The sequence below is a fragment of the Moritella sp. Urea-trap-13 genome (genome assembly GCF_002836355.1).
In the GTDB taxonomy this organism is placed as follows: domain Bacteria; phylum Pseudomonadota; class Gammaproteobacteria; order Enterobacterales; family Moritellaceae; genus Moritella.
In genome coordinates, this window is record NZ_PJCA01000031.1 from 580,061 (window position 1) to 603,423 (window position 23,363).

Consider the following 23,363-nt stretch of genomic DNA (forward strand, 5'->3'; position numbering starts at 1 on the left):
AAACAATGAATTTTAACGGGGCTTTTTGATTTTAATGCAAACGCCCTATTCTATTTTAACTGTCGATTGTCAAAATATTCAGGGTGATGCTCTATTCTATTTTACGCTACTCTGAATCTCTTGACCAGATGTCAGCGTTGATAGGCGCTTTGTTTTTACGCTTTTTCTTACCGCTACCTTCTGGTGGTGCCATAGGAACGTATGCTTCAACAGCTTCATCGACTTCAAAACCAGCTTCTTGTTCACGCTCAAGTTTGATTTTGTTTTTCTTTTCGATGATGCTGAAATGGTGCGCATCCACATGGTCGATAAGTGATAATGCTAAACCAACTTCACCAGCACGGCCACTACGACCAATACGGTGCATGTAGTCTGCTGGACTTCTTGGTAAGTCAAAGTTGATCACGACTGGTAGTTTGTCGATATCGATACCACGAGCGGCAATATCTGTCGCGATTAATACGTGGATCTGGCCAGCTTTAAATCCGTCAAGCGTTCGAATACGTGCGCTCTGTCCTTTATCACCATGGAATACTTGTGAAGTAACACCACGTTTAGCCAGTTTTTCCGCTAAGTGATTACAGCTGTGTTTAGAGTTAACGAAGATAAGCACTTGGCGCCATTCGTTCTTCTTGATTAAATGCGCTAATAAGGCAGTTTTCTCGCCTTGGTTAACGCTAAATGCACGTTGAACTAACGTACTCGCGTCTGCACTTTGCAATTGAATTTCAAGTGGATCGTTAAGCAATTCTTCAGTTAACGCTTTTACTTGTTCAGGGAAAGTAGCTGAGAACAATAAAATCTGTTTTTGTTTTGGCATTAACGCCATCAATGCAGATAGCTCTTCGGTAAAGCCTAGGCTTAACATGCGATCAGCTTCATCTAGCACTAAGGTTTTAACCATGTCTAGTTTAATGGCATTGCTTGAAATCAAATCAAGTAAACGACCTGGTGTTGCAACCAAAATATCTGTGCCGCCACGTAATGCAAGCATCTGGGTATTAACAGAAACACCACCAAACACAGCAACCGTTTTAATTTCGCCGTTTAAATGTGACGCATAAGATTTGATACTGTCAGCAACCTGCATCGCAAGTTCACGAGTTGGAACCAAAACAAGTCCAGCTACATAGTTACCTTTTGATTTAGTACTGTTTTGCTTTTCTGTAAATAAGTCTTGCAGCATAGGCAGTGCAAAAGCAGCTGTCTTACCTGAACCAGTATTAGCCCCTGCAATTAAATCACGTCCAGCTAATACACTTGGGATAGCTTGTGCTTGAATTGGTGTAGGTTGCTGATATTCCAGCTCAGTTAATCGCGTTAATAAAGGCGAAATAAGACCCAGTTCAGTGAAGTTAGTTGGTGCTGTTGCAGTTGTCATTAATATAAAAGACTCAAGAATAAGATAATAGCCCAGTATTTTAGCGCATTTATGCCCTATTCAGTTAGTGAAATCGTTCAAAGCCTGCCGTAATGTCATTCAATCAGTTAATAAACCGAGTTTGAAACGATGTAGTACCCAAGTGTCGCGGTATTTAATCAGGGTCATCCCAATAACCGACCCCATGACCTAATTTATGGCTAATAAACTCAATGAATACTCTTACTTTTTCAGGAAGGTGCTTTCTCTCTGGGTAAACAGCATATATGGCATGTTTTGGCAGCGCGTATTCATCCATGAATGTAATAAGTTTTTTTGATTTCAAGTGTTCTGCAACGATAAAGGTTGGCATTTGGCAAATACCTAATCCATTCAGTAATACCTCTGATATAGCATCACTATTATTCACGATAAAATTGCCTTTAGGTTCTACCTTTAGCTTTTTATTATCTTTGTAAAAAGTCCATTCCGCGCCTGCCTGAAATAGGCTGTAATTGATGCAATTATGATGAGATAAATCATCTGGTTTTGATGGTGTACCGTGTTGATCGAGATATGCTGGCGATGCACAAAGCACACTTTTACAATCAGTAAGTTTTTTGGCAACCAACGACGAATCTTCAAGTTCACCAATTCGAATCCCGACATCATAACCACCATCAACTAAGCTTACGACTCGATCATCCATACTTAAGACAATCTTCACATCAGGGTATGAATCTAAGAATTCTTTTATGTAAGGTACGATATGCAAGCGTGTAAAAGTCATCGGGGCGTTTATTTTTAAAGTTCCTTTAGGTATCCCTTGCAGATTATTCAACGCAGCAAAACCTTCGTTTGCAATAACGACAGCATTCCTCGCATAATCCGAAAATCGTTCGCCAGCTTCAGTTAGAGCGATGCTTCTGGTTGTTCGATTAAATAACCGCACGCCAAGATTATCTTCTAAAACCGATATCCTTTTACTTACCGCTGATTTTGTCATACCCAACGTTTCCGCTGCTAACGAGAAGTTGCCTCTCTCTACTACAGCAACAAACACTGGTATCGCCGAAAAATTCTCTTTCATATTGTCAACCTTTGCTCACCAATGATTATCTAAACTAGATATTATCATTCATTTGCCAATCAATTAAAGTGCTAACAAACAAGGGAGAGTAAAAAATGAAAAAAATAAAGATTAACAGATATTCAATATTGGCTATCGCCGGAGGGGGCTTATTGGCTCTAATGATTAATATCAACAGCCAACTCGCGTTAGAAACATCGGCAATCAACGCGTCATGGGTTGCACATGGTCTAGGGAGTGTTGTGGCATTCGGACTTTATCAAATAGCTAAGGAAGCTGTTGGGTCACCACTGACTAAAATGCAAGGTAAGCCACCTAAGTTATACTACTTAGGTGGTTTACCTGGGGCATTTACCGTCATTTTAGCTTCGGTAACCGTTAATAGCGTTATCGGTTTATCAGGAACGCTGGCATTGGGATTAATCGGACAATTAGTCTGCTCTATATTTTGTGAAACATTGGGACTATTTGGTCTAGAAAAAAGAACATTTACTCTTTTAGAACTACTTCCTATTTCGTTGGTTGTTTTCGGTTCAATACTAATCATTTCACTGAGGTATTAAAGATGACTCTCTTTATTTTACTGGCATTATTGAATGGATTTTGTATCGCGATAAGTCGTATATGGAACGGACAGTTAGCCAGCTATTCTGGTGCATTTAAGGCTTCATATGTAAATCATATTACAGGTTTTATATTCCTTTCAATTGTGATGATTTTATTATTTGAACCTCCGCAACTTTCAGATGGTCAAAACATGTGGGTTTATCTCGGTGGGTTTATTGGTGCTATTTATGTGGCCATTAACAGTCTTGCCATGAGTCATCTAGGCTCAACTAATACAATGGTTTTGGTTATTGGTGGCCAAATGTGCTTCGGATTATTTTTGGATTCATCGACAAACTCACCCAGCGAGTTACTCATCAAAGTACTGAGTGTTATGTCTATTGTCATCGGGGTATATTTAAAGCAAATGATACAACACAAGCGCACAAGTCTTGCGTCGTAACCTAAGTTAAGTGGTTGGTAAATGGTTAGATGACAACTATTGCCAACCAATAAGCCATTTATCACTCAATTTCAATTCACGCCAGTCTATTGGGTACTCGTTTTTACTTATCACCGCTTCTATCACGCATTCAATCACCTTTTTATGTTCATCAAATTTAACTAACGTAACGATAAAATGCTTTTCTTTGTTGTTCACATCAACCTTGGTCCATTTACTGAGCATTAAAGCTTTAGGATTAATACTGTTCATATTTGGATCCTTTTTATAGGTTGTCTTGGTCAGACAACAACTTTGATATCTTTCTAAAAAATATGTCTACGGTATCTTTGTCTTTATAGTCAAAATCGTATGGCCCGTGAAATAACAAGGTGATAGTCAAATCTTTATACGTTAACCAACACGTATAGCCGTCGAAATCATGGGATGCGCGGATACCTGAATACTCATAAGCGCCATCAGACTTGCAGCCTTTAGCGGTGATTAAATTAAATACTTGTAATAGATTTCGCTTTTCTAGTCGGTTCACATCCATAACTACTCCTATTTATAGAAATTTAGCACTGGCTTTATTAATTTTTAGTCACGTATCGATGATTCTATTTACCTATTGCCACTGTTATATACGAACTAAAAAGGCAAAAGGATCAATCTATACAAAAATTTTGATTCGATGGATGAATTAAAATTGAACGAACGCTCAATAAAGATATTGAACGTTCGTTCCAATTCAATTATAGTTATTCTTATCGGCACAGAGTCGTACTAAACCACTTAAATAATTGAGGAATACACCATGACTGCATTTACAATTCATTCTATTGAATCAGCGCCAGAAAAAAGCCGCTCGAACCTAGAAAAATCACTGAAAGCTAACGGCATAGTTCCTAACCTCCATGCTGTTATGGCCGAAGCACCAGGTCTGCTTGAGGGCTACCAAGTACTGCACAAACTATTCATCGAATCATCATTCAATGCAGAAGAGCTAACCGTAGTATGGCAAACAATCAACGTTGAGCACGGCTGTACTTATTGTGTGCCTGCTCATACTGGTATTGCTCATATGATGAAAGTAGCACCAGAGTTAACAGAAGCCTTGCGTAATCAAGAGCCAATGCCGACACAAAAACTGCAAGTGCTGCACGACACAACATTATTAATGGTGCGTAATCGTGGTGTTATTTCTCAAGCAGAAATGCAGCCATTCTTTGCTGCGGGTTACAGCCAACAGCAACTGTTAGAAATTGTGTTAGGTTTGGCACAAAAAGTAATGAGCAACTACACTAACCACCTTGCTCAAACACCGGTAGATCAAGTATTTGAAAAGTTTGCTTGGTAATATCACAGATCAAGAAGCACTGTTGTAGCGCTTAAGGTATCAACTGTTCCGACTGTGTATTTAATCGTACAAGTGTATTAACCGCTACACAGCCAGTTGGAACGTACAAACAAGCATTGTTAGAACTTGCCGCTGAATTATAACCACAAGTAAACTGCAACCAACAAAAAAGCCAATGACGAATCATTGGCTTTTTTTGCTTTAGCGTCTGCTATTTATCATTATTAATGATTGGCGTCAGCTTAGCTTTTTAGCGTAATGAACATCTCATCAATCATCTCAACAAGTGGCGCGGTCCCGTTACTGGCAATGGCATAAGATCTGAAACCCATAATTTGTACTTGCACAAAACGCGCTAGCTGAGCGGGATCTTTCGTTTTGCTCAACTCACCTTGCTGTTGTGCTTCTTCAATTAAGGTAACAAACTGCGCTTCCATAATGCCGAGCATTTTCTTAGCTTCAGCGAGTAACTCTGCATTCTCGGTTGTCAGTTCTGCCACGGTTTTAGCCAACATACACATACCGCTAGGTGCAGATGTCTGACTATCTACCACTATCAAAGTGATAAAGTGTTTTAATGCGTCAAGTGCAGAAGGTGTATTTGCTTTGCATTCAGCAATTTGCGCGATACCCATCTCGGTATATCTGTTTAATACTTCTTTAAATAGCCCTTCTTTACTACCAAATGCCGCATAAATACTACCCGGACGCATATCAATTACGTCTTGTAGGTTTCTCATTGACGTGGCATGAAAGCCTTTTTCCCAATACAAATTGGTTGCTTTTTCAATCACATCTTGTCGATCAAATTTTGCAGTTTTAGCCATAATTAGTTACTCAACAATCAGCTTTGAACACATGTTCAATAATAACGATTTTAGACGTTAAAAGAAAGTGTTTGCCGCTACTTTAATTTGAAGTAACTAATCGAACTCAGTAACTCTTTGCTTAGGTCTGATAATGAAGACGCCGAGGTCATTGATACTTGAGCACGCGTGGTGTTTTCTGCGGTGACTTGATTCACATCGTTAACATTGGTTTGGATCTCATCAAGTGTATTTGTCTGCAGTAGTGACGCCGCCGATGTATCTTTAGCAATGTCTTTAATTTGGCTAACAGACATATTAATCTCATCGATCACATTACCCGCATTGGATACATGCTTAACACTTTCCAGTGATTTGGTATGGCTGTTATTAATGGTTGATACAGCCACCAGCGTACTCCGCTTAAGTGTTTCGAGTGTGACTTGAATTTCTGCTGTCGCGTCTTGTGTCCGTTTGGCTAAGTTTCTAACCTCATCAGCCACAACTGCAAAACCACGACCTTGCTCACCTGCACGCGCCGCTTCAATAGCGGCATTCAATGCCAGCAGATTGGTTTGTTCAGCAATACTCTTGATGACCTCGAGAATACTGGTAATGTTGTCAGCTTCAGTATCCAGCTGTTGAATGGCTGATACCGAGTTTTCAATTTCTCCCGCTAGGCTTTCAATAGACGCAATTGTTTCATTAACAATGACTTTCCCTTTTATAGCAGATTCAATCGCATCATCTGACTTAGTCAGTGCGCCGTCGGCATGTTCAGACACTTGGGTTGAAACGCTATACAGCGCATCGACGGATCCTGAAAGTTTGGTCATTTGTGAGTGTTGAAACTCTGCGTCATCAATTCTTTGCTTATTGTCATTAAGCAAACCGTCTGTCGAGGCATTCAAATTATTAGCCAGTGACGTCACTGATTTAAAAATGCTATTTAGATTATCAGTCATGCTAAATACGGAACGTTTGATTTCACTAATTTCATCTCGGTTATCACCCGCTTCAATCGAACGACTTAGATCCCCTTCGGCTAAGGAATGTGTGACAGACACAATAGACTGTAAATCTTTCTTCAGTCTGCGGAGCATTAATAAAGACATGATAATGACGATAAAGAATATACTGGCTGCGAGGATCATAGATTGGATAACAATTTTATTTTGAGCTGCGATGATTTGTTCTGAGCGTATGCTAGCCAATTCATCATGCATTTTATTTATCGCGTCAATAGTAGCAACAACCGGAGGGAAAGCTTGATGAGCCGCCTTTTCCGCTTTTTTACGCACGACAAAAGTAGCTTTGGTTAGCCAAACATTGGTTAATGTTGATAACGAGGCATTAAGGTGTTTAGCTTGTTCAACAAGTTGGTCTCGACTATAAAATACGCCGTCCGCTTGGCTAAGTGCTAGTACCGAATTCCATTCATTTTCGAGGGTATTGCTCGCAGTCATCAAGCTAGCTACGTAATCATTAATCAGCATTTCAACTTTATCAGTGGCTTCTTCCAGTTCTTCTTGTTCTACCGCTCTGGCTGAAAACTTCATGCCTACATCTTCTGAGAATTGATAGGCTTTAAGAATGTCCTTCCACTTATTGTTGATGTTTGAATAAAATTGCCTAATTTCAGAATCGAGGACAATATTGTCGACAACGGCTCGACTATTGACGATTAGATTGACAGAGATAAACAGCAATGAACAAAGTAAGACCATGACAAGACTAGATATTTTAAATGATAGCGTTACGTTTTTAAGTAAATTCAAGCTAAATCCCTGCTTTAATAAATTCTGTCGAAAAATGACGGTTAGGCAATGGTTAATCAAGTGTTAACAACCTCTCATTTTGTTAACACTTTTCAAACCCTACATCACGTATACGAAGAATAGAAGCCGTTTCACCAAAAAATGCTTGGTTGAATAGGATTTAGCGCTTGTCATACTCCCATTTAAATACATTTTTACCATGATTTGTTAGCTGAGCAACATGTTACGCTAGCTTAAATCACTGAAGTAGAGCATATAAACTATTGCTATTTGCTTGTATTATCTGCACTAGTTACATTACCTGCAAATGCCACGACAACCCTATCAGCACCTAACGTACGAGAAAACGCATAACCTTTTTGTTGCTTAATCTCATGGTGCTCGCCTGCGCCAATAGCCGGGTGTTCCTGTCTAAACTGCCCGAGTATTTGCCAATGCTTGAGTAACTGTTGACGATTAGCATCGAGTGACCAATTCATATCAGAACGCGTACCCTGATGGAAATCATCGCCATAAGGACCAATATTTCTGGCGACTTCATCACCATAGTAAACTTGTATCGCCCCCGGACTGAGCAGTAGTGCACTAGCTGCGTTACGTTGCATTTCAAAAGACTTAAATCGGCCAAAGAAAAGTTCTGTATCATGAGATGACATATAACTAACAGGATTAAAATCAGGCTCTTGTTTGAGTGTATCGGCATAACTTTGGTAAGTATCAGCCATCTGACTAAAACAACTAGCCCCTTGATCCATCTTTTTCTGCATATCAAAATTGATCAGGGCATCAAAACCGTCATCATAATAAGGACTGCGGTAAGCGCTATGTCCCCATACTTCACCCATCATCCAAAACGGTTGACCTGTTTTACCATTCTCTTCACGCCAGTCATCTAAACTTGTTGTCGCCGCTTGTTTTAAACGCGTCCATACATCACCAGACACGTGTTTGACAGTATCAACTCGGTAACCATCAATACCAAAACGCCTTACCCAGTCTGTTTGCCATTCAATCAGATAATCGGCAACGGTATAATTGTCACGGCTAATCACGCGCGTACCGGGATTGTTTAATAGCCATTCAGGCGGTGTGACAGATTTGCTCGATTCAGTTATAAAATCCGGTAAACCAGCCAGAGACAGGGTGCGATCGTTAGTGCCGGGTTTAGGGTAATTAGGTAAGCCAGTACGAACCCAATCACCGCCCCACCAGCGACTCCATTCAACGTTGTTATAATCGATATTGTCATTGAAGCTGTGCCAACTTTGACCAGTGCTCGGCTGCCAATCACTCCATTGTGCAGGCCAATCTGAGGATGGATTAACCACAGGTATATCATCCCCCTGTAGATCCGCTAAGGTTGCATATCCCGAGTGATTGATAACGACATCGAGCAATACTTTAATACCGCGTTTATGTGCTTCTTCAACCAGACGTTTAAGATCATCTTCATTGCCAAAGTTATTATCTATTTTAGTAAAATCACGAGCCCAATAGCCATGATAACTATAAAATGGAAACGATCCCGCGTTACCACCTCCCACAAACCCTTGTACCTGCTCTACAATAGGTGACAGCCAAATAGCATTGGTGCCTAGGCTCTTAATATAATCAAGTTTCTCTATGACGCCTTTTAAATCACCGCCATGAAAGGTACCAATCTCGTCCTTACCGTCTTTACGTCGTCCATAGCTATTATCGTTACTTGTATCGGCATTATTGAACCGGTCAATCATGACAAAATAAATATTTGCATTACGCCAGTTAAATTCAGCCTCTTTGACTGGTTTATGCAACGGTTCCAATAATATTAATCCGCCACTATTGACTGCTGGCGTTAGGATCACTTGCTGCTTGGTAACGGTAACGACTTGTCCGCTTAATTTGTCTTTTAATTGCGTACCGTCTTTATAAGTATCGGCAAGATGAACAGTAACTTCGCCGCCATCATAACTGTCACATTGCACTTGCGGCAAAGGCCGTTTGAATGCTTTCTTAGTGGATTTTTTGGGCTGGCGTTTTATCAACAGTGTTTTATTGTCTGCATCAAATGTAAAGGCGTAATCACCATTAAATCTGATTTTAATCGGTAGCTCAGTCATAGAAGCGCAATTCAAGCTCAGAGGTTGGTTAAACTTTACCTTTTGCTCTGTTTGCGCAATGCAATTTCCTTCAATACCGGTCACTTTTAAGGTGTAGCTTGCTTTGGTTAGGGGCACCACCAGCGGCGACTCACTACTAAGAGGAAAGTCTCGACTATTAGTACTGGTTGAAATAGTGAGATTGGGTGAGGCAAACAAGCTTGGGCTAGCAAGCAAGAGTACAAGGCTTATCTTATTGAATTTCATATGCCGACCTTAGTTATTCCATTAGCTATTCTATTAGCTATTCTATTAGTTAATATCATCATAAAACGGAATCACAGGTCGAACATCCTCCTAGCAAACTACGCCCCAAATTGTTAACTAGATCAAAGTTTTAGTTTCGTCAAAACTTACGCTAACTTAAACTGCTGAACTTGAGCAGATAAGCTATCCGCCATTGCACTTAAATTGAGTGTCGTATCAGTGACGATATCTATCGCGGTTTGATTTTCATTGGCTTTGATACTGATGTATTTAACATTAAGCTCTATTTGCTTACTTTCACTCGCTTGGTCAGCCACCGACGCCTCTAACATTTGCAAACTCTCTAATGATAACTGCGCGCCTACATTTAAATTAGCCAAAGGCTCAACCATTTGTTGCAGCATCAAAACACCCTGCTCAATTTCTGTCTTACCGACACTTATTTTTGCTACCACATTTTCGGTTTCTTGTTCCATTGCATCTATCACGTCATTTATCTCTGTGGTTGCATTTGCAGTACGGCCAGCTAATGCACGCACCTCATCAGCCACAACCGAGAATCCACGACCACTTTCACCCGCACGAGCAGCTTCAATCGCAGCATTTAACGCTAAAAGGTTCGTTTGCTTTGCAATATCACTGACAATAACAACCAACTCTCTGACTGATTCGGCTCGCTCTTGCAAAACCTCTACCGCTTTAACTGAGAGGCTTACTGTATAAGAGATATTCGCAAACTCGCTAGACGCTTTTTCAATCATCGTTTTACCTTCATGGGCAAGATCACGGGCTATAGATGATTGGATTTTGGCTTTCTGTGCGGCGCCCGATGACTGATTACTTTGCTTAGAAAATTGAAGTATAGCGTTGCTTATTTCCCTCACCGAATCTACTTGTTGCAGTGAACCATGACTTACTGAATTAACTGGCTCAGATAATTTGGCTGCCGAAGATTGGATCTGCTCAGAAGACTCTCTAATCGATGAAATTAAGCTAAATAGTCCATTACGCATTTCACCTAACGCATCATTTAATTCACCGATCTCATCTCGACGGTCTTCAATCTTTTGATGTTGTAGATTCCCTTTGGCTATTTCACGGGCAAAACTTACCGCTTGTGCTATTGGTTGAGCAATACTACGACTAACCGTAATAGCTAATACAGCCCCTAATACGAAGGCTGAAATAGAAAGTGATATCACTAAGTTAAAGGCCATTTCATTCGCTTCTTCAGAAATATGCTGCTCATGCTTCATACGCTGTTGTTCGAATTCTTGAAATTTATTAATCGCGTTGAGCAGACCTTCTAAAGCAGGACGAGTCTCCTGATGATAATGAGTAATTGCAAAATCGGGATCTATTTCAATATATTCAACAGTTTCAATGAACGTCTCGAAATAGTGAGCACGCATATCATTAAAGACGCTTAATTGTGCTGGCGGGTTATTACCGTAAGATAGCGTAATATCCGCGATTAATTGATCTAGTTTATTGTTTTCCAGATCCATTTCTTTATACAGCTTAACGCGTTCATTACGATCTGAGGTGGGCAATATTTGTAATAGGATCAATGCAGCACTTTGAGCGTGGGCTTTAATTTGATTAGTTTGGATTACACGGGAAACATCGCGATTGACCATCTGCGCAGACGCTAAAGATTGTGAATTCATACGCGACAAGGCAACACTGCTGATAAGTGCCAGTAATAATAAAATAGCTAAAAAACTAGCGCCTAAACGAACACCGATACGAGTATTAGATAAAATGGACATGACATACTTCTATTTTAGACAATAATTAACTGCCAGCACAATGCAATAGCATAATCGTATAAACGCTCTGTAGTCAGTTACAAGGACTGTTTAGTGACGATTACGCTAAAACTATTAGCTAGGTTGTTGGTATTTTTGTATCAACTGATTTCTGTTGCAGCATTTCACCTTTGACTAGCTTGCTCTTAATAACATGATCCAATGCAAAACGTCCTCCGCTAAAGGTCACGACTTGTAACAATAACGTTCCCCACAATACATGCTGAGCATATGCAGCCGCCGCGATGTCTTCTAAGCTGATAACAGCAACAATATTAACGAAAAATAAGCCTAACGCAGAGAAGCGACTCGCCAGTCCGGCCATTAACAATAAAGGTAAAATTATCTCGGCAGCAGTGCCTAAATAAGCTGCCAGTTCATAAGGTAATAATGGCACGTTATATTCTTCTTCAAACAAAAATAACGTGCTGTCCCAATTTTTTAACTTTGTTAACCCCGATGAGAAGAATGCCCAACCAACATAGACACGAGCAGCCAATAACGTGATAGGTTCTAGCATACTCACCTTTGCAGCTGCACGTCGATAGACTTGATGAGCTGATGACAATAGTGAATTTGAATTGTTCATGAGTGACTCTCTTTGAAATAATGAATTAAATTGTTTTCTATCGCGTTAAGTAGCCAATCTTGAAACGGAAAAGGCTGAAATGAAAAATCAGGAACATGTTCTTCTCCATATTCTTTACCATCGTTGCCATTTATGGCATCAAGTGACTGAGCAAGTGAATACCCGTCTATTAAAGACTGAGTAAAACGCCCTTCACTACTGGTTAACCTGGCTACGTGAGGTTGAAATTCAGGTCGATAGATCATGACTAGATGATCCACCAGCGCTGACGATAAGTATTGATTGGCATTATTCAATGCAGCTTTACGTTGGTTTTCATTTTCATGATGATGAGCATCAAAAATTTCAGCAATTGGAAAAGACGTTTTAATCAATTGCACATTGTGATTAAACGCTATAAATATATGTTCGGGTTCACAGCGCCCTAGTATCTCTAACGAACCTTGATTGAAAGTTTGATCACTGCCGTGTAGCGCACAGTGAACAGACCAATCCAAAGAAGTACAATCAGTAAGATATGGATAATCCTCACATACATAGCTTGCAGTGATAAAATTAGCAAACTCACTTCCCCATTGCGCCCAATCACCTTGCTTTGGAGGTGATGTTTGCAAAAACTGTTTAACCAAAGCTGCGCTTACATCACTATCAAGTAATTCAAACACCGTTGGAAAAGTAATAGAGAGTGCGCGCTGAGCATTAGCGAGTAAGTTACGACGATAAATGTTTATGCCTTGTGCGTTAAATCTATGCTTTTTAGTTGAAAACAGCTCAGTTGAAAGATCGTCATTCCAAATAACATCCAATAGTTGTTGCTGTTCATTACTAGGCGATTTTATTGCAAATATATCATTCATAATTAACTCCCAACACATGCTCTTGTGCATTAGTACCTAATACAGCATTAGCTATATCACGTGCCTTTTTTGCTTCGCCAACTAATACTGACCATGTTGGTAAATCCGAGTCCCATTCAATCAATGTTGGCACAGCACCAAAACGTGTTAATGCTTGACGATAGCCTTGCCAAACGTCATCAGAAACAGGACGTGCGTGATCGTCAATGACCATTTGACCATCAGCTACAGCGCTGCAACCAGCAAGATGTATTTGCGCTACGCTATCTACTGGTAATTCATTTATATAATCCGCGACAGATGTTTGAATATCTCCACCTTCAAAATTTAAGCTATTAACTGCAATGTTATTAATATCTAACAGTATTTTAGCGCCTGTTTGTTTACACAATTGTGTTAAGAACGCAGCCTCTGATAGATCACTTTCATCAAATTGCACATAAGCTGACACATTTTCAATAATCAGTTGACGTCCCAAGTAGGTTTGGACTTTGTCAACCTGTTCACACATACGCTTTAGATTGTCGTGCGTGTGTGCGATGGCTAATAAGTCACCGCTATGTATCAATTGCCCTTGCAAGTGCCCCCACGTAAAGCAAGCATGTTCGGACATTAGAAAAGGGTCAATCGTTTGAGTTAATTGCTTTAAACGTGCTAAATAGCTAGCAGGGATATCAGCAAATGAACCAAGTCCCATCGATGTTGAATGTAAACTAACAGGGTATGTTGCTCTTACCTGTTGAAGCACAGATAATGCAGCGCCCCCTTGGCCGAAAAAATTCTCTGAATGGACTTCCACAAAGTCAATTTCCTTAGGAGAAGTAAGTATGTCGGTAAAGTGTGGATGCCTTAATCCAACACCCACTAATATATCGCTATTGTTTACCAATATATCTTCGCTATGTTTGGGACTCTGTTTAGAACCATGTTCCGAGCTAAGTACCGCACTCTTTACCGACATAATATTCTCCACGCTCTTATTTAGAAGCTAAATATATTTTCTTGGCTTCTTTCTTTGATAATCCACCCAGTGTTGAACAAGTGCCTTTGGTCACCAGTTTCCATTCACCTTTATCATCACTCAGGCTTGATTGCCCCGCACATGAATGTGTACCAGCCAAGTTGGCACAATCGTTTTGACCTGCTTTCGCGACCCCATAACACTTTTCTTTTTTACTTGCCGCTTCAGCCGATGCGATAACGCCAGTAGACATAACAGCCGCCAATGCAGCGCTTACTAATAATTTGTTATTCATGATACTTCCTTAGTCGTATACGATTTCGATTTGTTCTTCCGTTAAGCCTTTAATATCAATCCAATTAACTTGTGCTGTTTCGATATAACCAGGGATATCTGTGTTCCATTTTTTCTGCACAGTCTTGTTGTAGTTCAAATACAATTTATCGCCACGAATATGCCAAGCAGTCGGATCTGTATCTAATTTCTGATTCAATGCGACACCCATAGCGCAAAACCCGCCGTATTGAGGTGCGTATTTACTTGGGTCAGCTTTGAATAAATCACGGTTACTTGCAGATGAAAATTGATAAATAGCGCCATTATAAGCGGCGGTGAAATCGTTAGACCCTTTCGTTGGCATACCTTTTGTAAAGTAAGACACAGTATCGTAACCACTAATTGCGATATCGTTACTGTTGGCGTTAACTTCGATGTTTGCTGCAAAAGTGAGGCTACTTGCTAGCAGTGCTGTAGTCATGAATGTTGATTTTACAAATGTTGAAAGCTTCATAATATTCTCCGTTTATTATTTTTAATAAGTAATCAAATAATTTATCAAAAGCGCAGTGTTATCTATCTACGTCTTTGAAGGCTGTCTTCCTTGGATATAAATATACTGCTTTCAATAAACCTAAAGGGATGACATAGTCCTAATATTGAACCCAATCGTCCAAACCGTTTATATGAGGTCATAATGGATCCGTTATCAGTCATTCTTCAGCGCTTCTCAATGAATACCGACGTATTTTTTACCGGTAATCTATGTGGCATTTCTAATTTCAATCGCGAGCCCAACAAAGGTCATTTGCATTTACTGCAGAGTGGCGAGATCACTATCGTTGATGAACAAGGCGTTTCGCATTTAATTGACGAGCCAACCGTGATGTTTTTTCCTACGCAGCATGCGCACCGTGTGATTGCCAGCAAAGATAATCCCCCGAAATTGGTTTGTGCCAACATCATTTATAATGAAAATACATCGAATCCGATTGCCGATGCATTGCCAAGATTACTGTGCTTCAAACTCAGTGAAAACGCAGCGTTAATGAAAACGGCGCAGTGGTTGTTTGAAGAGGCATTTAATGAAGATAGCGGTCGCCTGCCGATGATTAACTCCCTGACGGACATCTTTATTATTTACGTGCTGCGACATGTTATTGATAACAACATCATGCAGCATGGTCTGCTGGCAGGCTTAGCCCACCCACAAGTATCGAAGGTATTGTTAGCTATACACGACGCGCCAGAAAGGCAATGGGGGTTAGAGGACATGGCTGCGCTCGCGCTTATGTCTCGATCAAAGTTTGCCGATGTATTTAAGCGGACGGTAGGTCAAAGTCCAGGCGACTATATAATTGATTGGCGTATTATTGTTGCCAAAGGGCTATTACAACAAAACAAGCCGGTGGCGATTGTCGCGAATGCCGTGGGTTATGAAAATGGCTCCGCGCTAGCGAGAGTATTTAAGAAGAAACTGGGTATATCACCTAAACAATGGCTCGAACAAACGCTTTAATACAAAAAGGGCTAGTACAATGCTAACCCTTTTTTTGTTTATATCTAAAGTTACAGTTATTACTATCTACAATAAAAGTGCTTAACCTTAAACCAAACTAGTCAACATAGTATCTGAGTATTCAATTAGCTCTTTACCATCGCGAACACGTTCAACATAATCAGGGTTGGCAATAAACGGTCGGCCTATCGCAAGCAGATCAAATTTGTCATCTGCAATTGCTTTACTACCCGCTTCAGCGGTAAAACTACCCACACCCACTAGCGTCTTGTTATATATGCTACGTACATAACTTGAAGCGCGGCCATCTAAATAGTCAAATTCCATTGCGTCATCGAAAACACCAATATGTAGGAAAGCTAAATCACGTTTTTCAAGCTCAGGTACAAGATAATCGAATACAGCACGGTCACGACTGTCACCAGCCATATTAAAGTATGCGCCAGGTGATACACGTAGTGCCGTTCTGTCATTACCAATACGGGCAACGACAGCATCAATCACTTCAAGTGCAAAACGCGACATGTTTTCAGGTGTCTCGCCATATTCATCACTACGACGGTTACTGTCATGATGTAAGAATTGGTCGATTAAATAACCGTTAGCGCCGTGGATCTCAACACCATCAAAACCGGCATCGATAGCGTTAGCAGCAGCTTGAGAATAATCACTTACTAGCTGTGCTATATCTTCAACCGTTACAGCTTTAGGTATCTTATAAGTCAGCTCACGCATTCTAGGTACAGTGCCTTCAACAGCTACAGCTGAAGGCGCCATGACATCTTGGCTACCAGTTGCTTGATAAAAGTGTGGATGTGCTACACGGCCTGTGTGCCAAAGCTGTGCAAAAATTTTGCCGCCGTTTTTATGAACCGCATCCGTAACCGTTTTCCAGCCGTCAATCTGTGCTGGCGAAAAAATACCAGGGGTATTTGGATAACCTTGACCATCAGGTCGAATGATCACTGCTTCAGAAATAATTAAGCCAGCTTCACCTCGACGACCATAATAGTCAGCCATATCTTGTGTCGGGACTAATTCATCATCAGCCATACAACGAGTCAGCGGCGCCATGAGAATGCGATTTTTCAAAGATAAAGTCTTATTAAGTACATAAGTTTGGAATAAGTTAGCTGTCATAGCGGCCTCTGTATATGTGTTACGGATAATAGACAATCATTATTGAATGCACGTTCAAGATAGCCTTTCTTGAATGATCATTCAAGAACTATTTTTGAATAAACGTTCAAAATTGATTATAATAATCATATTGCACAACATGACTCAGATACCAAGAGTCTTAATAAGAGTGAATGACTAGCCATGCGTATTGCAGAATTTGATAGAGAAAAAGTACTGAGATCTGCAATGACCTCCTTCATGGATAAAGGTTACGGCAAGACCAGTATGCAAGATCTGAAACTGGCTACAGGTTTACACCCTGGTTCTATCTATTGCGCTTTCGAAAATAAACGAGGCCTACTTCTCGCCGCTTTAGAGCAATATCGCCTAGATAGAAATGCTGAATTCACCGCTATCTTTACCGGTAAACGACCAGTGCTAACTGAGCTTAAAGCCTATTTGGATAATCTCGTTTTAGAATGTCAGAGCTGCGATACTTCTCGTGCTTGCTTACTGACTAAGGCGCTGAATGAAATTGCGGAACAAGATGAAGAAGTACATAGCATTATCACACAACACCTAGCTAACTGGCAGTTGGCTATTACTCACGTCTTACAACAGGCTATTGATCAAAAAGAAATTGTCAGCGAACGAAATGCGGATTTACGCGCGCACTATCTGATGATGGGTATATATGGTTTACGTACATTCGCGCATACGCACGCAAAAGGAAATACCATCAAACAGCTAGCGGATCAGCTTTATCAAGATGTGTGCCGATAGCTTCTAAATCCAAAAAGTACACAGATTCAATTGGCCCTACAGATGCGAACTTAGCGACAGGGCCTTCTACGAACGCTACATTCTCAGCTACATTATTCATATTCAAGGCTAAAAAATCGCATTTCGCACCTACCCCTTACTAAGTATCTACCACTAAAATAGCTAACTCCTATAGAGTATTATGCTGATAAAAGGTGATAACGTTAACAGATCGTTAATGATAAATATTAATCACATATAATCCGACAAAAGACACTTTATCGACATATTAAACCTAATCTACTCAGTTAAATCAGTTCAATTTACTTAACTATAAAACATTAGAAATATAAACCACTAAATAAACACCTTAGTGGTTGTTGAGTTAATCTTAATATATTGTTAATTTATTTTGCCATGGAGCGGGAAATACAGTGCTGAATAGTGAATTATTCTATTGTGTGTCGCTTATATTAGATAAATCATGGATGGAATTGAATATGATCACAAAGATTAGTCGCTACATTGTCGTAATGTTAAGCATGTTTACCTCTTCGGCTTTTGCCGCCAGTGAACAAGTTGGATTTGATAAAGCTGTGGATCAGTTTTTTAACGAAAACCTCAGCTGGTTCGCAAATACAATTTTCACATCAGTCCCTGTTAATGGGACAAACTTCCCCATCATCGTTGGCTGGTTATTCATCGCCGCTATTATTTTCACATTCTACTTCGGTTTTGTGCAATTCAAACGCTTTGGTTTAGCGGTTAAGATCGTTAAAGGTGACTTCACAGACCCGAACAAAGATGAACCAGGACAGGTTACCCATTTCCAAGCATTAACTACGGCACTGTCTGGTACCGTCGGACTGGGTAATATCGCCGGTGTTGGTGCTGCCCTAGCTATTGGTGGTCCCGGTGCAACTTTCTGGATGATCCTTTGCGGTCTGTTAGGTATGGCGTCTAAGTTTTGTGAATGTACCCTTGGTGTTAAGTATCGTAATCAACTACCCAATGGTGACGTATCAGGTGGTCCAATGTATTACCTGAGCAAAGGCTTAAAAGAACGTGGTTTTACAAATTTAGGTAAATTTCTCGCTGTAGGTTTTGCTATCATGACGATTCTAGGCGCGCTTGGTGGTGGCAACATGTTCCAAGGTAACCAAGCGAATGCGATGATAGTGCAAACTTTAGGTCTACCTGAGGGTTATGGTTGGGTAACGGGTGTTATTCTAGCGTGTATGGTTGCATCTGTTATTATCGGTGGCATGCCATCCATTGCAAAAGTGACTGGTAAGCTTGTTCCTACGATGGCGCTATTATATGTCGGTATGTCAGTTATTGTGCTGATATCTAACGCCTCTATGATTGGTGATGCATTTGGTCAAATCATTGATGGTGCCTTTACCGGTGCCGGTGTTGCAGGTGGTTTTGTTGGTGCATTAATCCAAGGAATGAAGCGTGCGACATTCTCAAATGAGGCCGGTGTAGGTTCTGCTGCGATTGCCCATGCGGCAGTAAAAACCAAAGAACCAATCACTGAAGGTTTGGTTTCTGTACTCGAACCATTTATTGATACTGTTGTTATTTGTACAATGACAGCCTTAGTTATCACAATTTCAGGTATGAATAATGGCGAACTTAGTGGTGTGACACTAACTGCCGCTGCATTTACCGAAACAGCAGATATATTCCAATACGTACTCGCTGTAGCTGTGGTTATGTTTGCTTTTTCTACTATGATTTCATGGTCTTATTATGGACTTAAAGCATGGACTTACCTGTTCGGCGAAGGTAAAACGACAGAGCTTGTATACAAAATTATGTTCTGTTGTTTTGTTGTAGTCGGCGCAAGTGTTAGCTTTGGTGCTGTTATCGACTTCTCTGATGCCGCTATCTTTGCAATGTCTATCTTCAATATTATCGGTTTGTATTTCTTAATGCCGGTGGTGAAAAAAGAGCTACAATCTTTTATTGCTCGCGTTCAATCTGGTGAAATAAAAGATTACAGTAAAGAAGCTGTATTAGTAACTAAGCAGTTAAACGACTAATGTTTACAACTTATCTTTAAAAATATAATTTTAAAGATAAAAAGCCCAGTCAATAATATTGATTGGGCTTTTTTTATTTTCTAAAAACTAATACTTACATGCCAAAAATATCCTTAAAAACTACTAAAACTGAACATGTTTATGCAATCAAATTACGAATTTGATTGTTAAAAATGGGGTTTTGATTGTACAATATGACCTGTAATTTAACGGCATTTATAGAGGTTAATTAGCTTGGAACTTAAAGAATTAAAGGTTTTGTTTGATAATGGCGGTCTTAAAAAGATAACAGTAAGACGAGCCCCTTTAATGAATGGCTATATCCTCATTGCACAAACAACCAATAAAAATGTGCATGTGATGACCTCTCAGCGTGAAGAATCAAACACACCACGGGCATTCAAGACGATTGATTCTGCAGCTGCAAACGCACAAAAGATTGGTTTTAAGAAGATAAGTATCGATTTCACGTAACTACAGTTAATACTGTATATACATACAGCTTTAACTCCTACCCCGTAAAAACGGCACTTTTACGGGGTAAGATTACATATTTAGTGCTAAATAGGCTTTATTCATCGCAATTAATCGTTCTTTTTCAAGGTCTGAAATGAAACTGGCTTCAATAGCATTGAAAGTAAATTGGGCAATTTCAGATTTAGTCATAATATGCGCCTCCCCAACAGCCATAAAGTTGTCAGTCATATAACCACCAAAGTATGCAGGATCATCAGAATTGATCGTGACGCATACACCTTTACGCAAAAGCTCAACAATATTATGTTCGGTCATATGTTTAAACACTTTTAACTTAATGTTAGATAGCGGGCAAACAGTCAGTGGCATTCTTAGTTTAGCTAACTCGCTTACAAAATCATCATCATCTGAACAGCGTACACCATGATCGATTCGGGTTATTTTCAACAGTTCTAAAGCATCGCGAATACTACTCGCAGACCCTTCTTCACCTGCATGAGCGACAGTTAAAAAACCTTCACTCAATGACTTTTCAAATACACGCTCGAACTTACTGGCTGGATTACCATTTTCTGACGAATCTAAACCGACAGCAATAATCTTGTCCTTATGTCCAAGGGCCTGATCTAAAGTAATAAATGCCGACTCTTCATCCAGATGACGTAAAAAACACATGATTAACTGACTGCTAATATCGAGTTCTTTTGCCGCTTTAGTTAATGCTTTATCAATACCATTAACGACGGTATCAAAACTAATGCCACGATCGGTGTGTGTTTGCGGATCGAAGAATACTTCAGTATGCACAACATTATCGTTTTTACAGCGCAGTAAGTAAGCCCAAGTAAGATCAAAAAAGTCTTGTTCGGTGATGAGTACGTTGGCTCCTTGGTAGTAAATATCTAAAAACGACTGGAGGTTATGGAAACTGTATGCGTCTTTCACTTCGGCAAATGAGTTGAATGGGATTTCAATATTATTACGTGCAGCAAGTTCAAACATTAATTCAGGTTCAAGGGTACCTTCGATATGTAAGTGAAGCTCTACTTTTGGCAAAAATTGGATAAATTGTTTCATGATTAAGTTCCTAATAAATGTTATTAAGTACTTCTCTTTAATAAGAAAAAAATGCTACAAAGAGAAAAGTACTGATGTACTAAACTCTTCGTAATCAGGAATTAATGGTTCCTGGTAGAGACCCCCAATCCATATCATTGGGGTTATACGAAGGGAAAACAGAACAGTATTAGGTCTACTTTTAGACACTAAATTTACATACTACGCCTGAATTTGCATAGATATTACAGGGTCTTATTTAATAAGTCTATAGGTTAAACATTGCTGCTTGGCCGTGATTTACACCATCTTCATCAATCACATTCCAGACTGTTGCGCCTTCGATCCAAAATATTCTGCCTGTCGAGGAAATACGTAAACCACGATAATCATCAATAAAACCAAACTTGGTGACTCGTGCGAGTAAATCCTCTCTTTCATTCCGATCTAGTGGTTTAGCCGACAGCCGTGATGGTAATGAAGTAAAGTCAGACCAACTCAATTCAAATGCCTGTAATGCGGATTTATTCCCATAATTAAATATAGGATCTAATTCGTTACCATGCGACACAACAACTAAATTAGTATTAAACAAAGCTTCAGCGATACCGATTTTTAACGGGTTATCTTCAATCAAGTTTTTACCGGTTAACTTATAATAGCTTGAGACCAAAAGCTTCGCATGTTCATCAATAACGTTATTTTCTACACTGGCATCATTCACAATGTTGTTTTCCTTTACGATAAAAATGTCCGTTGAACTCTACTCTAACATAACTATGATTATCTGGCTGTTATGCTAAAACCGTTATTAACTCCACAATGCTCTCTTCTGGCTATTTTTTGTTCGATAATAAGGTTATGAATTAATGATTTAGGTGACGCTACGTGAAATATACTAGCTAGGATTCACAACACCCGCTCAGATTTCACGTAGCGCACGATAAAACAAGTAATTAATACTGTTTGCATATACAGTTGTTAATGTTATAATTACTCTGTTAATCATTAAGATCATTTTACAGACTTGGATGGATAATGCCTAAAGCATTGATAAATATAAGTAATAACTCGATAGTTTCGTCTAGACATCTAAACGAAGAACACATTGAAAACCTGATTAGGTTTAGTGATCGTAAGGAACAGTTAGAAGAAAATACCTTAAAGTCGTTACATTTCCATGTAAGTAAATTTAATGATTATTGCCTTACTCATAACGTGATCCCCTTACCCCTTCAAGACGCGACAGTACTCGAATCTTTTCTAATAAAAGAAAATGAACGTGGATGCAAAGCCCAAACACTACGCATTTATGCTTGGGCGGTTTCAAAAATACACAGTTTAGCCGGTTTAGAGATCCCTTATTTCAAAACGATTATTACCGCTCGATTGAAGATAATATCGAAACAAGAGGTAAAACTTGGTGTAAAGCGTAAACAAGCCGTTGCATTTTCTTATGATCATTTGAAATTTGTAAATGACCAACTCGATACAAATTCGCTGATCTCTATACGCAATGCGTTATTACTGAATTTTTGTTATGACGGTTTATTACGTGAAAGTGAAGCCTGTAATCTATTTATCGACCAAATCCAAAAAGTGAATGGCCTGTATAACATCAACATTACTAACTCTAAAACAGATAAATCATTAGATGGTTCTATTGTACATTTAAGCAAATTCACCTCTAAATTACTGCCTTTGTATTTACAAAAGGTATCAGTACATAGCGGTCAATATTTGTTTAAGCGCGTTACCCCCCGCGGCGGTAAATTAGAAACGTTAAAACCAAGTGAATATAGTCCGAATCCATACGACAAACCGATATCAACCAAAACTGTTGAACTGGTGTTTGCTAATACCTGGCATTCAATAACTGCCTATAATCAGTCTATCAGTTTCGAACAGCATATCGATTTACCCGAACGACCATTTAGTGGTCACTCAGCTCGAGTTGGTGCATCTTGCGATCTTATTAGTGCCGGTTTTGATGACTCATTAGTGATGCGCGCTGGTAGATGGAAAACATTAAGAATGGTCGAGCTCTATACTCGTGGTGTAAATAATAAATTTGCGACAGTAAGAGAATTCAGAGAAAGATTAGAAACCATGACCAATACATAATGATTGGATATAGTAGCTATTGCTGTAGTCA

Annotated in this window: 24 protein-coding genes and 1 riboswitch; of the genes, 8 read left to right on the forward strand and 16 right to left on the reverse strand. The window is 39.6% G+C overall.

Annotated elements, in window-relative coordinates; translation table 11 throughout:
• Positions 1 to 106: 106 nt before the first annotated feature.
• Together CXF93_RS10560 and CXF93_RS10565 are read right to left on the reverse strand one after the other, a co-directional pair.
• On the reverse strand, positions 107 to 1,381 hold the full coding sequence (locus tag CXF93_RS10560; protein WP_101062481.1) for a DEAD/DEAH box helicase: 1,275 nt from the start codon (positions 1,379 to 1,381) through the stop codon (positions 107 to 109).
• 154 nt (positions 1,382 to 1,535) lie between these two features.
• Complete coding sequence (locus CXF93_RS10565; RefSeq protein WP_101062482.1) at positions 1,536 to 2,450, reverse strand: LysR family transcriptional regulator; 915 nt, start codon at positions 2,448 to 2,450, stop codon at positions 1,536 to 1,538.
• Positions 2,451 to 2,545: 95 nt separating this feature from the next.
• Between CXF93_RS10565 and CXF93_RS10570 the strand changes: the two genes are divergently transcribed.
• Both CXF93_RS10570 and CXF93_RS10575 read left to right on the forward strand, forming a co-directional pair.
• The gene (locus CXF93_RS10570) at positions 2,546 to 3,013 is read left to right on the forward strand and encodes a DMT family transporter (RefSeq protein ID WP_101062483.1); all 468 of its coding nucleotides are present in this window, start codon (positions 2,546 to 2,548) and stop codon (positions 3,011 to 3,013) included.
• A 2-nt stretch (positions 3,014 to 3,015) separates the two neighbouring features.
• The gene (locus tag CXF93_RS10575; RefSeq protein ID WP_101062484.1) at positions 3,016 to 3,459 is read left to right on the forward strand and encodes a DMT family transporter; all 444 of its coding nucleotides are present in this window, start codon (positions 3,016 to 3,018) and stop codon (positions 3,457 to 3,459) included.
• Between the two features lie 36 nt (positions 3,460 to 3,495).
• Here the strand turns inward: CXF93_RS10575 and CXF93_RS10580 are convergent, their stop codons facing one another.
• Entirely contained in the window at positions 3,496 to 3,711 is a 216-nt protein-coding gene (locus tag CXF93_RS10580) for a TIGR02450 family Trp-rich protein (protein ID WP_101062485.1), read from the reverse strand.
• 13 nt (positions 3,712 to 3,724) lie between these two features.
• Positions 3,725 to 3,994: a DUF3081 domain-containing protein gene (locus tag CXF93_RS10585; RefSeq protein ID WP_101062486.1), complete on the reverse strand. Its 270-nt coding sequence runs from the start codon at positions 3,992 to 3,994 to the stop codon at positions 3,725 to 3,727.
• A 261-nt stretch (positions 3,995 to 4,255) separates the two neighbouring features.
• Here CXF93_RS10585 and CXF93_RS10590 point away from each other — a divergent pair, with 261 nt between their 5' ends.
• Positions 4,256 to 4,798, forward strand: coding sequence for a carboxymuconolactone decarboxylase family protein (locus CXF93_RS10590; protein WP_101062487.1), 543 nt, complete (start codon positions 4,256 to 4,258; stop codon positions 4,796 to 4,798).
• A 242-nt stretch (positions 4,799 to 5,040) separates the two neighbouring features.
• Here CXF93_RS10590 and CXF93_RS10595 read toward each other — a convergent pair whose 3' ends face one another.
• From CXF93_RS10595 to CXF93_RS10635, 9 genes are all read right to left on the reverse strand, one after another.
• Positions 5,041 to 5,625: a TetR/AcrR family transcriptional regulator gene (locus tag CXF93_RS10595; RefSeq protein ID WP_101062488.1), complete on the reverse strand. Its 585-nt coding sequence runs from the start codon at positions 5,623 to 5,625 to the stop codon at positions 5,041 to 5,043.
• A gap of 77 nt (positions 5,626 to 5,702) precedes the next feature.
• The gene (locus CXF93_RS10600) at positions 5,703 to 7,382 is read right to left on the reverse strand and encodes a methyl-accepting chemotaxis protein (protein WP_101062489.1); all 1,680 of its coding nucleotides are present in this window, start codon (positions 7,380 to 7,382) and stop codon (positions 5,703 to 5,705) included.
• Positions 7,383 to 7,648: 266 nt separating this feature from the next.
• Positions 7,649 to 9,730 (reverse strand): alpha-amylase, encoded by a 2,082-nt coding sequence (locus CXF93_RS10605; RefSeq protein WP_101062490.1) that lies wholly within the window; start codon positions 9,728 to 9,730, stop codon positions 7,649 to 7,651.
• Between the two features lie 146 nt (positions 9,731 to 9,876).
• The gene (locus tag CXF93_RS10610) at positions 9,877 to 11,502 is read right to left on the reverse strand and encodes a methyl-accepting chemotaxis protein (protein WP_101062491.1); all 1,626 of its coding nucleotides are present in this window, start codon (positions 11,500 to 11,502) and stop codon (positions 9,877 to 9,879) included.
• Between the two features lie 118 nt (positions 11,503 to 11,620).
• Positions 11,621 to 12,130 carry a DoxX family protein gene (locus CXF93_RS10615; protein ID WP_101062492.1) on the reverse strand — a complete coding sequence of 170 codons (510 nt, stop codon included), beginning with the start codon at positions 12,128 to 12,130 and terminating at the stop codon, positions 11,621 to 11,623.
• The gene (locus CXF93_RS10620) at positions 12,127 to 12,987 is read right to left on the reverse strand and encodes a DNA-binding domain-containing protein (RefSeq protein WP_232784171.1); all 861 of its coding nucleotides are present in this window, start codon (positions 12,985 to 12,987) and stop codon (positions 12,127 to 12,129) included. Before CXF93_RS10620 ends, CXF93_RS10615 begins: the two co-directional genes overlap by 4 nt.
• The gene (locus tag CXF93_RS10625; RefSeq protein ID WP_232784172.1) at positions 12,980 to 13,948 is read right to left on the reverse strand and encodes a DUF692 family multinuclear iron-containing protein; all 969 of its coding nucleotides are present in this window, start codon (positions 13,946 to 13,948) and stop codon (positions 12,980 to 12,982) included. Before CXF93_RS10625 ends, CXF93_RS10620 begins: the two co-directional genes overlap by 8 nt.
• 16 nt (positions 13,949 to 13,964) lie before the next feature.
• Positions 13,965 to 14,243 (reverse strand): DUF2282 domain-containing protein, encoded by a 279-nt coding sequence (locus CXF93_RS10630; RefSeq protein ID WP_101062494.1) that lies wholly within the window; start codon positions 14,241 to 14,243, stop codon positions 13,965 to 13,967.
• A 9-nt stretch (positions 14,244 to 14,252) separates the two neighbouring features.
• Positions 14,253 to 14,738, reverse strand: a complete 486-nt coding sequence (locus CXF93_RS10635; RefSeq protein ID WP_101062495.1) for a YHS domain-containing (seleno)protein — start codon at positions 14,736 to 14,738, stop codon at positions 14,253 to 14,255.
• Between the two features lie 183 nt (positions 14,739 to 14,921).
• Here CXF93_RS10635 and CXF93_RS10640 point away from each other — a divergent pair, with 183 nt between their 5' ends.
• Positions 14,922 to 15,743, forward strand: a complete 822-nt coding sequence (locus tag CXF93_RS10640; protein ID WP_101062496.1) for an AraC family transcriptional regulator — start codon at positions 14,922 to 14,924, stop codon at positions 15,741 to 15,743.
• A gap of 87 nt (positions 15,744 to 15,830) precedes the next feature.
• Here CXF93_RS10640 and CXF93_RS10645 read toward each other — a convergent pair whose 3' ends face one another.
• Positions 15,831 to 16,883 (reverse strand): alkene reductase, encoded by a 1,053-nt coding sequence (locus tag CXF93_RS10645; RefSeq protein ID WP_101062497.1) that lies wholly within the window; start codon positions 16,881 to 16,883, stop codon positions 15,831 to 15,833.
• Positions 16,884 to 17,066: 183 nt separating this feature from the next.
• Here CXF93_RS10645 and CXF93_RS10650 point away from each other — a divergent pair, with 183 nt between their 5' ends.
• The 3 genes from CXF93_RS10650 (at position 17,067) to CXF93_RS10660 (ending at position 20,149) form a co-directional block, all read left to right on the forward strand.
• Positions 17,067 to 17,648 carry a TetR/AcrR family transcriptional regulator gene (locus CXF93_RS10650; RefSeq protein ID WP_198551644.1) on the forward strand — a complete coding sequence of 194 codons (582 nt, stop codon included), beginning with the start codon at positions 17,067 to 17,069 and terminating at the stop codon, positions 17,646 to 17,648.
• Between the two features lie 479 nt (positions 17,649 to 18,127).
• Positions 18,128 to 19,675 carry a sodium:alanine symporter family protein gene (locus CXF93_RS10655; RefSeq protein ID WP_101062498.1) on the forward strand — a complete coding sequence of 516 codons (1,548 nt, stop codon included), beginning with the start codon at positions 18,128 to 18,130 and terminating at the stop codon, positions 19,673 to 19,675.
• 234 nt (positions 19,676 to 19,909) lie between these two features.
• On the forward strand, positions 19,910 to 20,149 hold the full coding sequence (locus CXF93_RS10660) for a plasmid replication protein RepB (protein WP_101062499.1): 240 nt from the start codon (positions 19,910 to 19,912) through the stop codon (positions 20,147 to 20,149).
• Between the two features lie 72 nt (positions 20,150 to 20,221).
• Here the strand turns inward: CXF93_RS10660 and CXF93_RS10665 are convergent, their stop codons facing one another.
• Together CXF93_RS10665 and CXF93_RS10670 are read right to left on the reverse strand one after the other, a co-directional pair.
• The gene (locus CXF93_RS10665) at positions 20,222 to 21,229 is read right to left on the reverse strand and encodes an adenosine deaminase (RefSeq protein ID WP_101062500.1); all 1,008 of its coding nucleotides are present in this window, start codon (positions 21,227 to 21,229) and stop codon (positions 20,222 to 20,224) included.
• 71 nt (positions 21,230 to 21,300) lie between these two features.
• Positions 21,301 to 21,400, reverse strand: a riboswitch (purine riboswitch).
• Between the two features lie 76 nt (positions 21,401 to 21,476).
• On the reverse strand, positions 21,477 to 21,932 hold the full coding sequence (locus tag CXF93_RS10670; protein WP_101062501.1) for an MEKHLA domain-containing protein: 456 nt from the start codon (positions 21,930 to 21,932) through the stop codon (positions 21,477 to 21,479).
• Positions 21,933 to 22,246: 314 nt separating this feature from the next.
• On the opposite strand from CXF93_RS10670, the gene CXF93_RS10675 reads away from it, so the two are divergent.
• Positions 22,247 to 23,332 (forward strand): tyrosine-type recombinase/integrase, encoded by a 1,086-nt coding sequence (locus CXF93_RS10675; protein WP_101062502.1) that lies wholly within the window; start codon positions 22,247 to 22,249, stop codon positions 23,330 to 23,332.
• Positions 23,333 to 23,363: the final 31 nt, after the last annotated feature.

What these genes read in the sequence shown, in the direction of transcription:
- CXF93_RS10560 (WP_101062481.1), bottom strand. Translation starts at nt 1,381, where the DNA reads ATGACAACTGCAACAGCACCAACTAACTTCACTGAACTGGGTCTTATT.
- CXF93_RS10565 (WP_101062482.1), bottom strand. Translation starts at nt 2,450, where the DNA reads ATGAAAGAGAATTTTTCGGCGATACCAGTGTTTGTTGCTGTAGTAGAG.
- CXF93_RS10570 (WP_101062483.1), top strand. Translation starts at nt 2,546, where the DNA reads ATGAAAAAAATAAAGATTAACAGATATTCAATATTGGCTATCGCCGGA.
- CXF93_RS10575 (WP_101062484.1), top strand. Translation starts at nt 3,016, where the DNA reads ATGACTCTCTTTATTTTACTGGCATTATTGAATGGATTTTGTATCGCG.
- CXF93_RS10580 (WP_101062485.1), bottom strand. Translation starts at nt 3,711, where the DNA reads ATGAACAGTATTAATCCTAAAGCTTTAATGCTCAGTAAATGGACCAAG.
- CXF93_RS10585 (WP_101062486.1), bottom strand. Translation starts at nt 3,994, where the DNA reads ATGGATGTGAACCGACTAGAAAAGCGAAATCTATTACAAGTATTTAAT.
- CXF93_RS10590 (WP_101062487.1), top strand. Translation starts at nt 4,256, where the DNA reads ATGACTGCATTTACAATTCATTCTATTGAATCAGCGCCAGAAAAAAGC.
- CXF93_RS10595 (WP_101062488.1), bottom strand. Translation starts at nt 5,625, where the DNA reads ATGGCTAAAACTGCAAAATTTGATCGACAAGATGTGATTGAAAAAGCA.
- CXF93_RS10605 (WP_101062490.1), bottom strand. Translation starts at nt 9,730, where the DNA reads ATGAAATTCAATAAGATAAGCCTTGTACTCTTGCTTGCTAGCCCAAGC.
- CXF93_RS10610 (WP_101062491.1), bottom strand. Translation starts at nt 11,502, where the DNA reads ATGTCCATTTTATCTAATACTCGTATCGGTGTTCGTTTAGGCGCTAGT.
- CXF93_RS10615 (WP_101062492.1), bottom strand. Translation starts at nt 12,130, where the DNA reads ATGAACAATTCAAATTCACTATTGTCATCAGCTCATCAAGTCTATCGA.
- CXF93_RS10620 (WP_232784171.1), bottom strand. Translation starts at nt 12,987, where the DNA reads ATGAATGATATATTTGCAATAAAATCGCCTAGTAATGAACAGCAACAA.
- CXF93_RS10625 (WP_232784172.1), bottom strand. Translation starts at nt 13,948, where the DNA reads ATGTCGGTAAAGAGTGCGGTACTTAGCTCGGAACATGGTTCTAAACAG.
- CXF93_RS10630 (WP_101062494.1), bottom strand. Translation starts at nt 14,243, where the DNA reads ATGAATAACAAATTATTAGTAAGCGCTGCATTGGCGGCTGTTATGTCT.
- CXF93_RS10635 (WP_101062495.1), bottom strand. Translation starts at nt 14,738, where the DNA reads ATGAAGCTTTCAACATTTGTAAAATCAACATTCATGACTACAGCACTG.
- CXF93_RS10640 (WP_101062496.1), top strand. Translation starts at nt 14,922, where the DNA reads ATGGATCCGTTATCAGTCATTCTTCAGCGCTTCTCAATGAATACCGAC.
- CXF93_RS10645 (WP_101062497.1), bottom strand. Translation starts at nt 16,883, where the DNA reads ATGACAGCTAACTTATTCCAAACTTATGTACTTAATAAGACTTTATCT.
- CXF93_RS10650 (WP_198551644.1), top strand. Translation starts at nt 17,067, where the DNA reads ATGCGTATTGCAGAATTTGATAGAGAAAAAGTACTGAGATCTGCAATG.
- CXF93_RS10655 (WP_101062498.1), top strand. Translation starts at nt 18,128, where the DNA reads ATGATCACAAAGATTAGTCGCTACATTGTCGTAATGTTAAGCATGTTT.
- CXF93_RS10665 (WP_101062500.1), bottom strand. Translation starts at nt 21,229, where the DNA reads ATGAAACAATTTATCCAATTTTTGCCAAAAGTAGAGCTTCACTTACAT.
- CXF93_RS10675 (WP_101062502.1), top strand. Translation starts at nt 22,247, where the DNA reads ATGCCTAAAGCATTGATAAATATAAGTAATAACTCGATAGTTTCGTCT.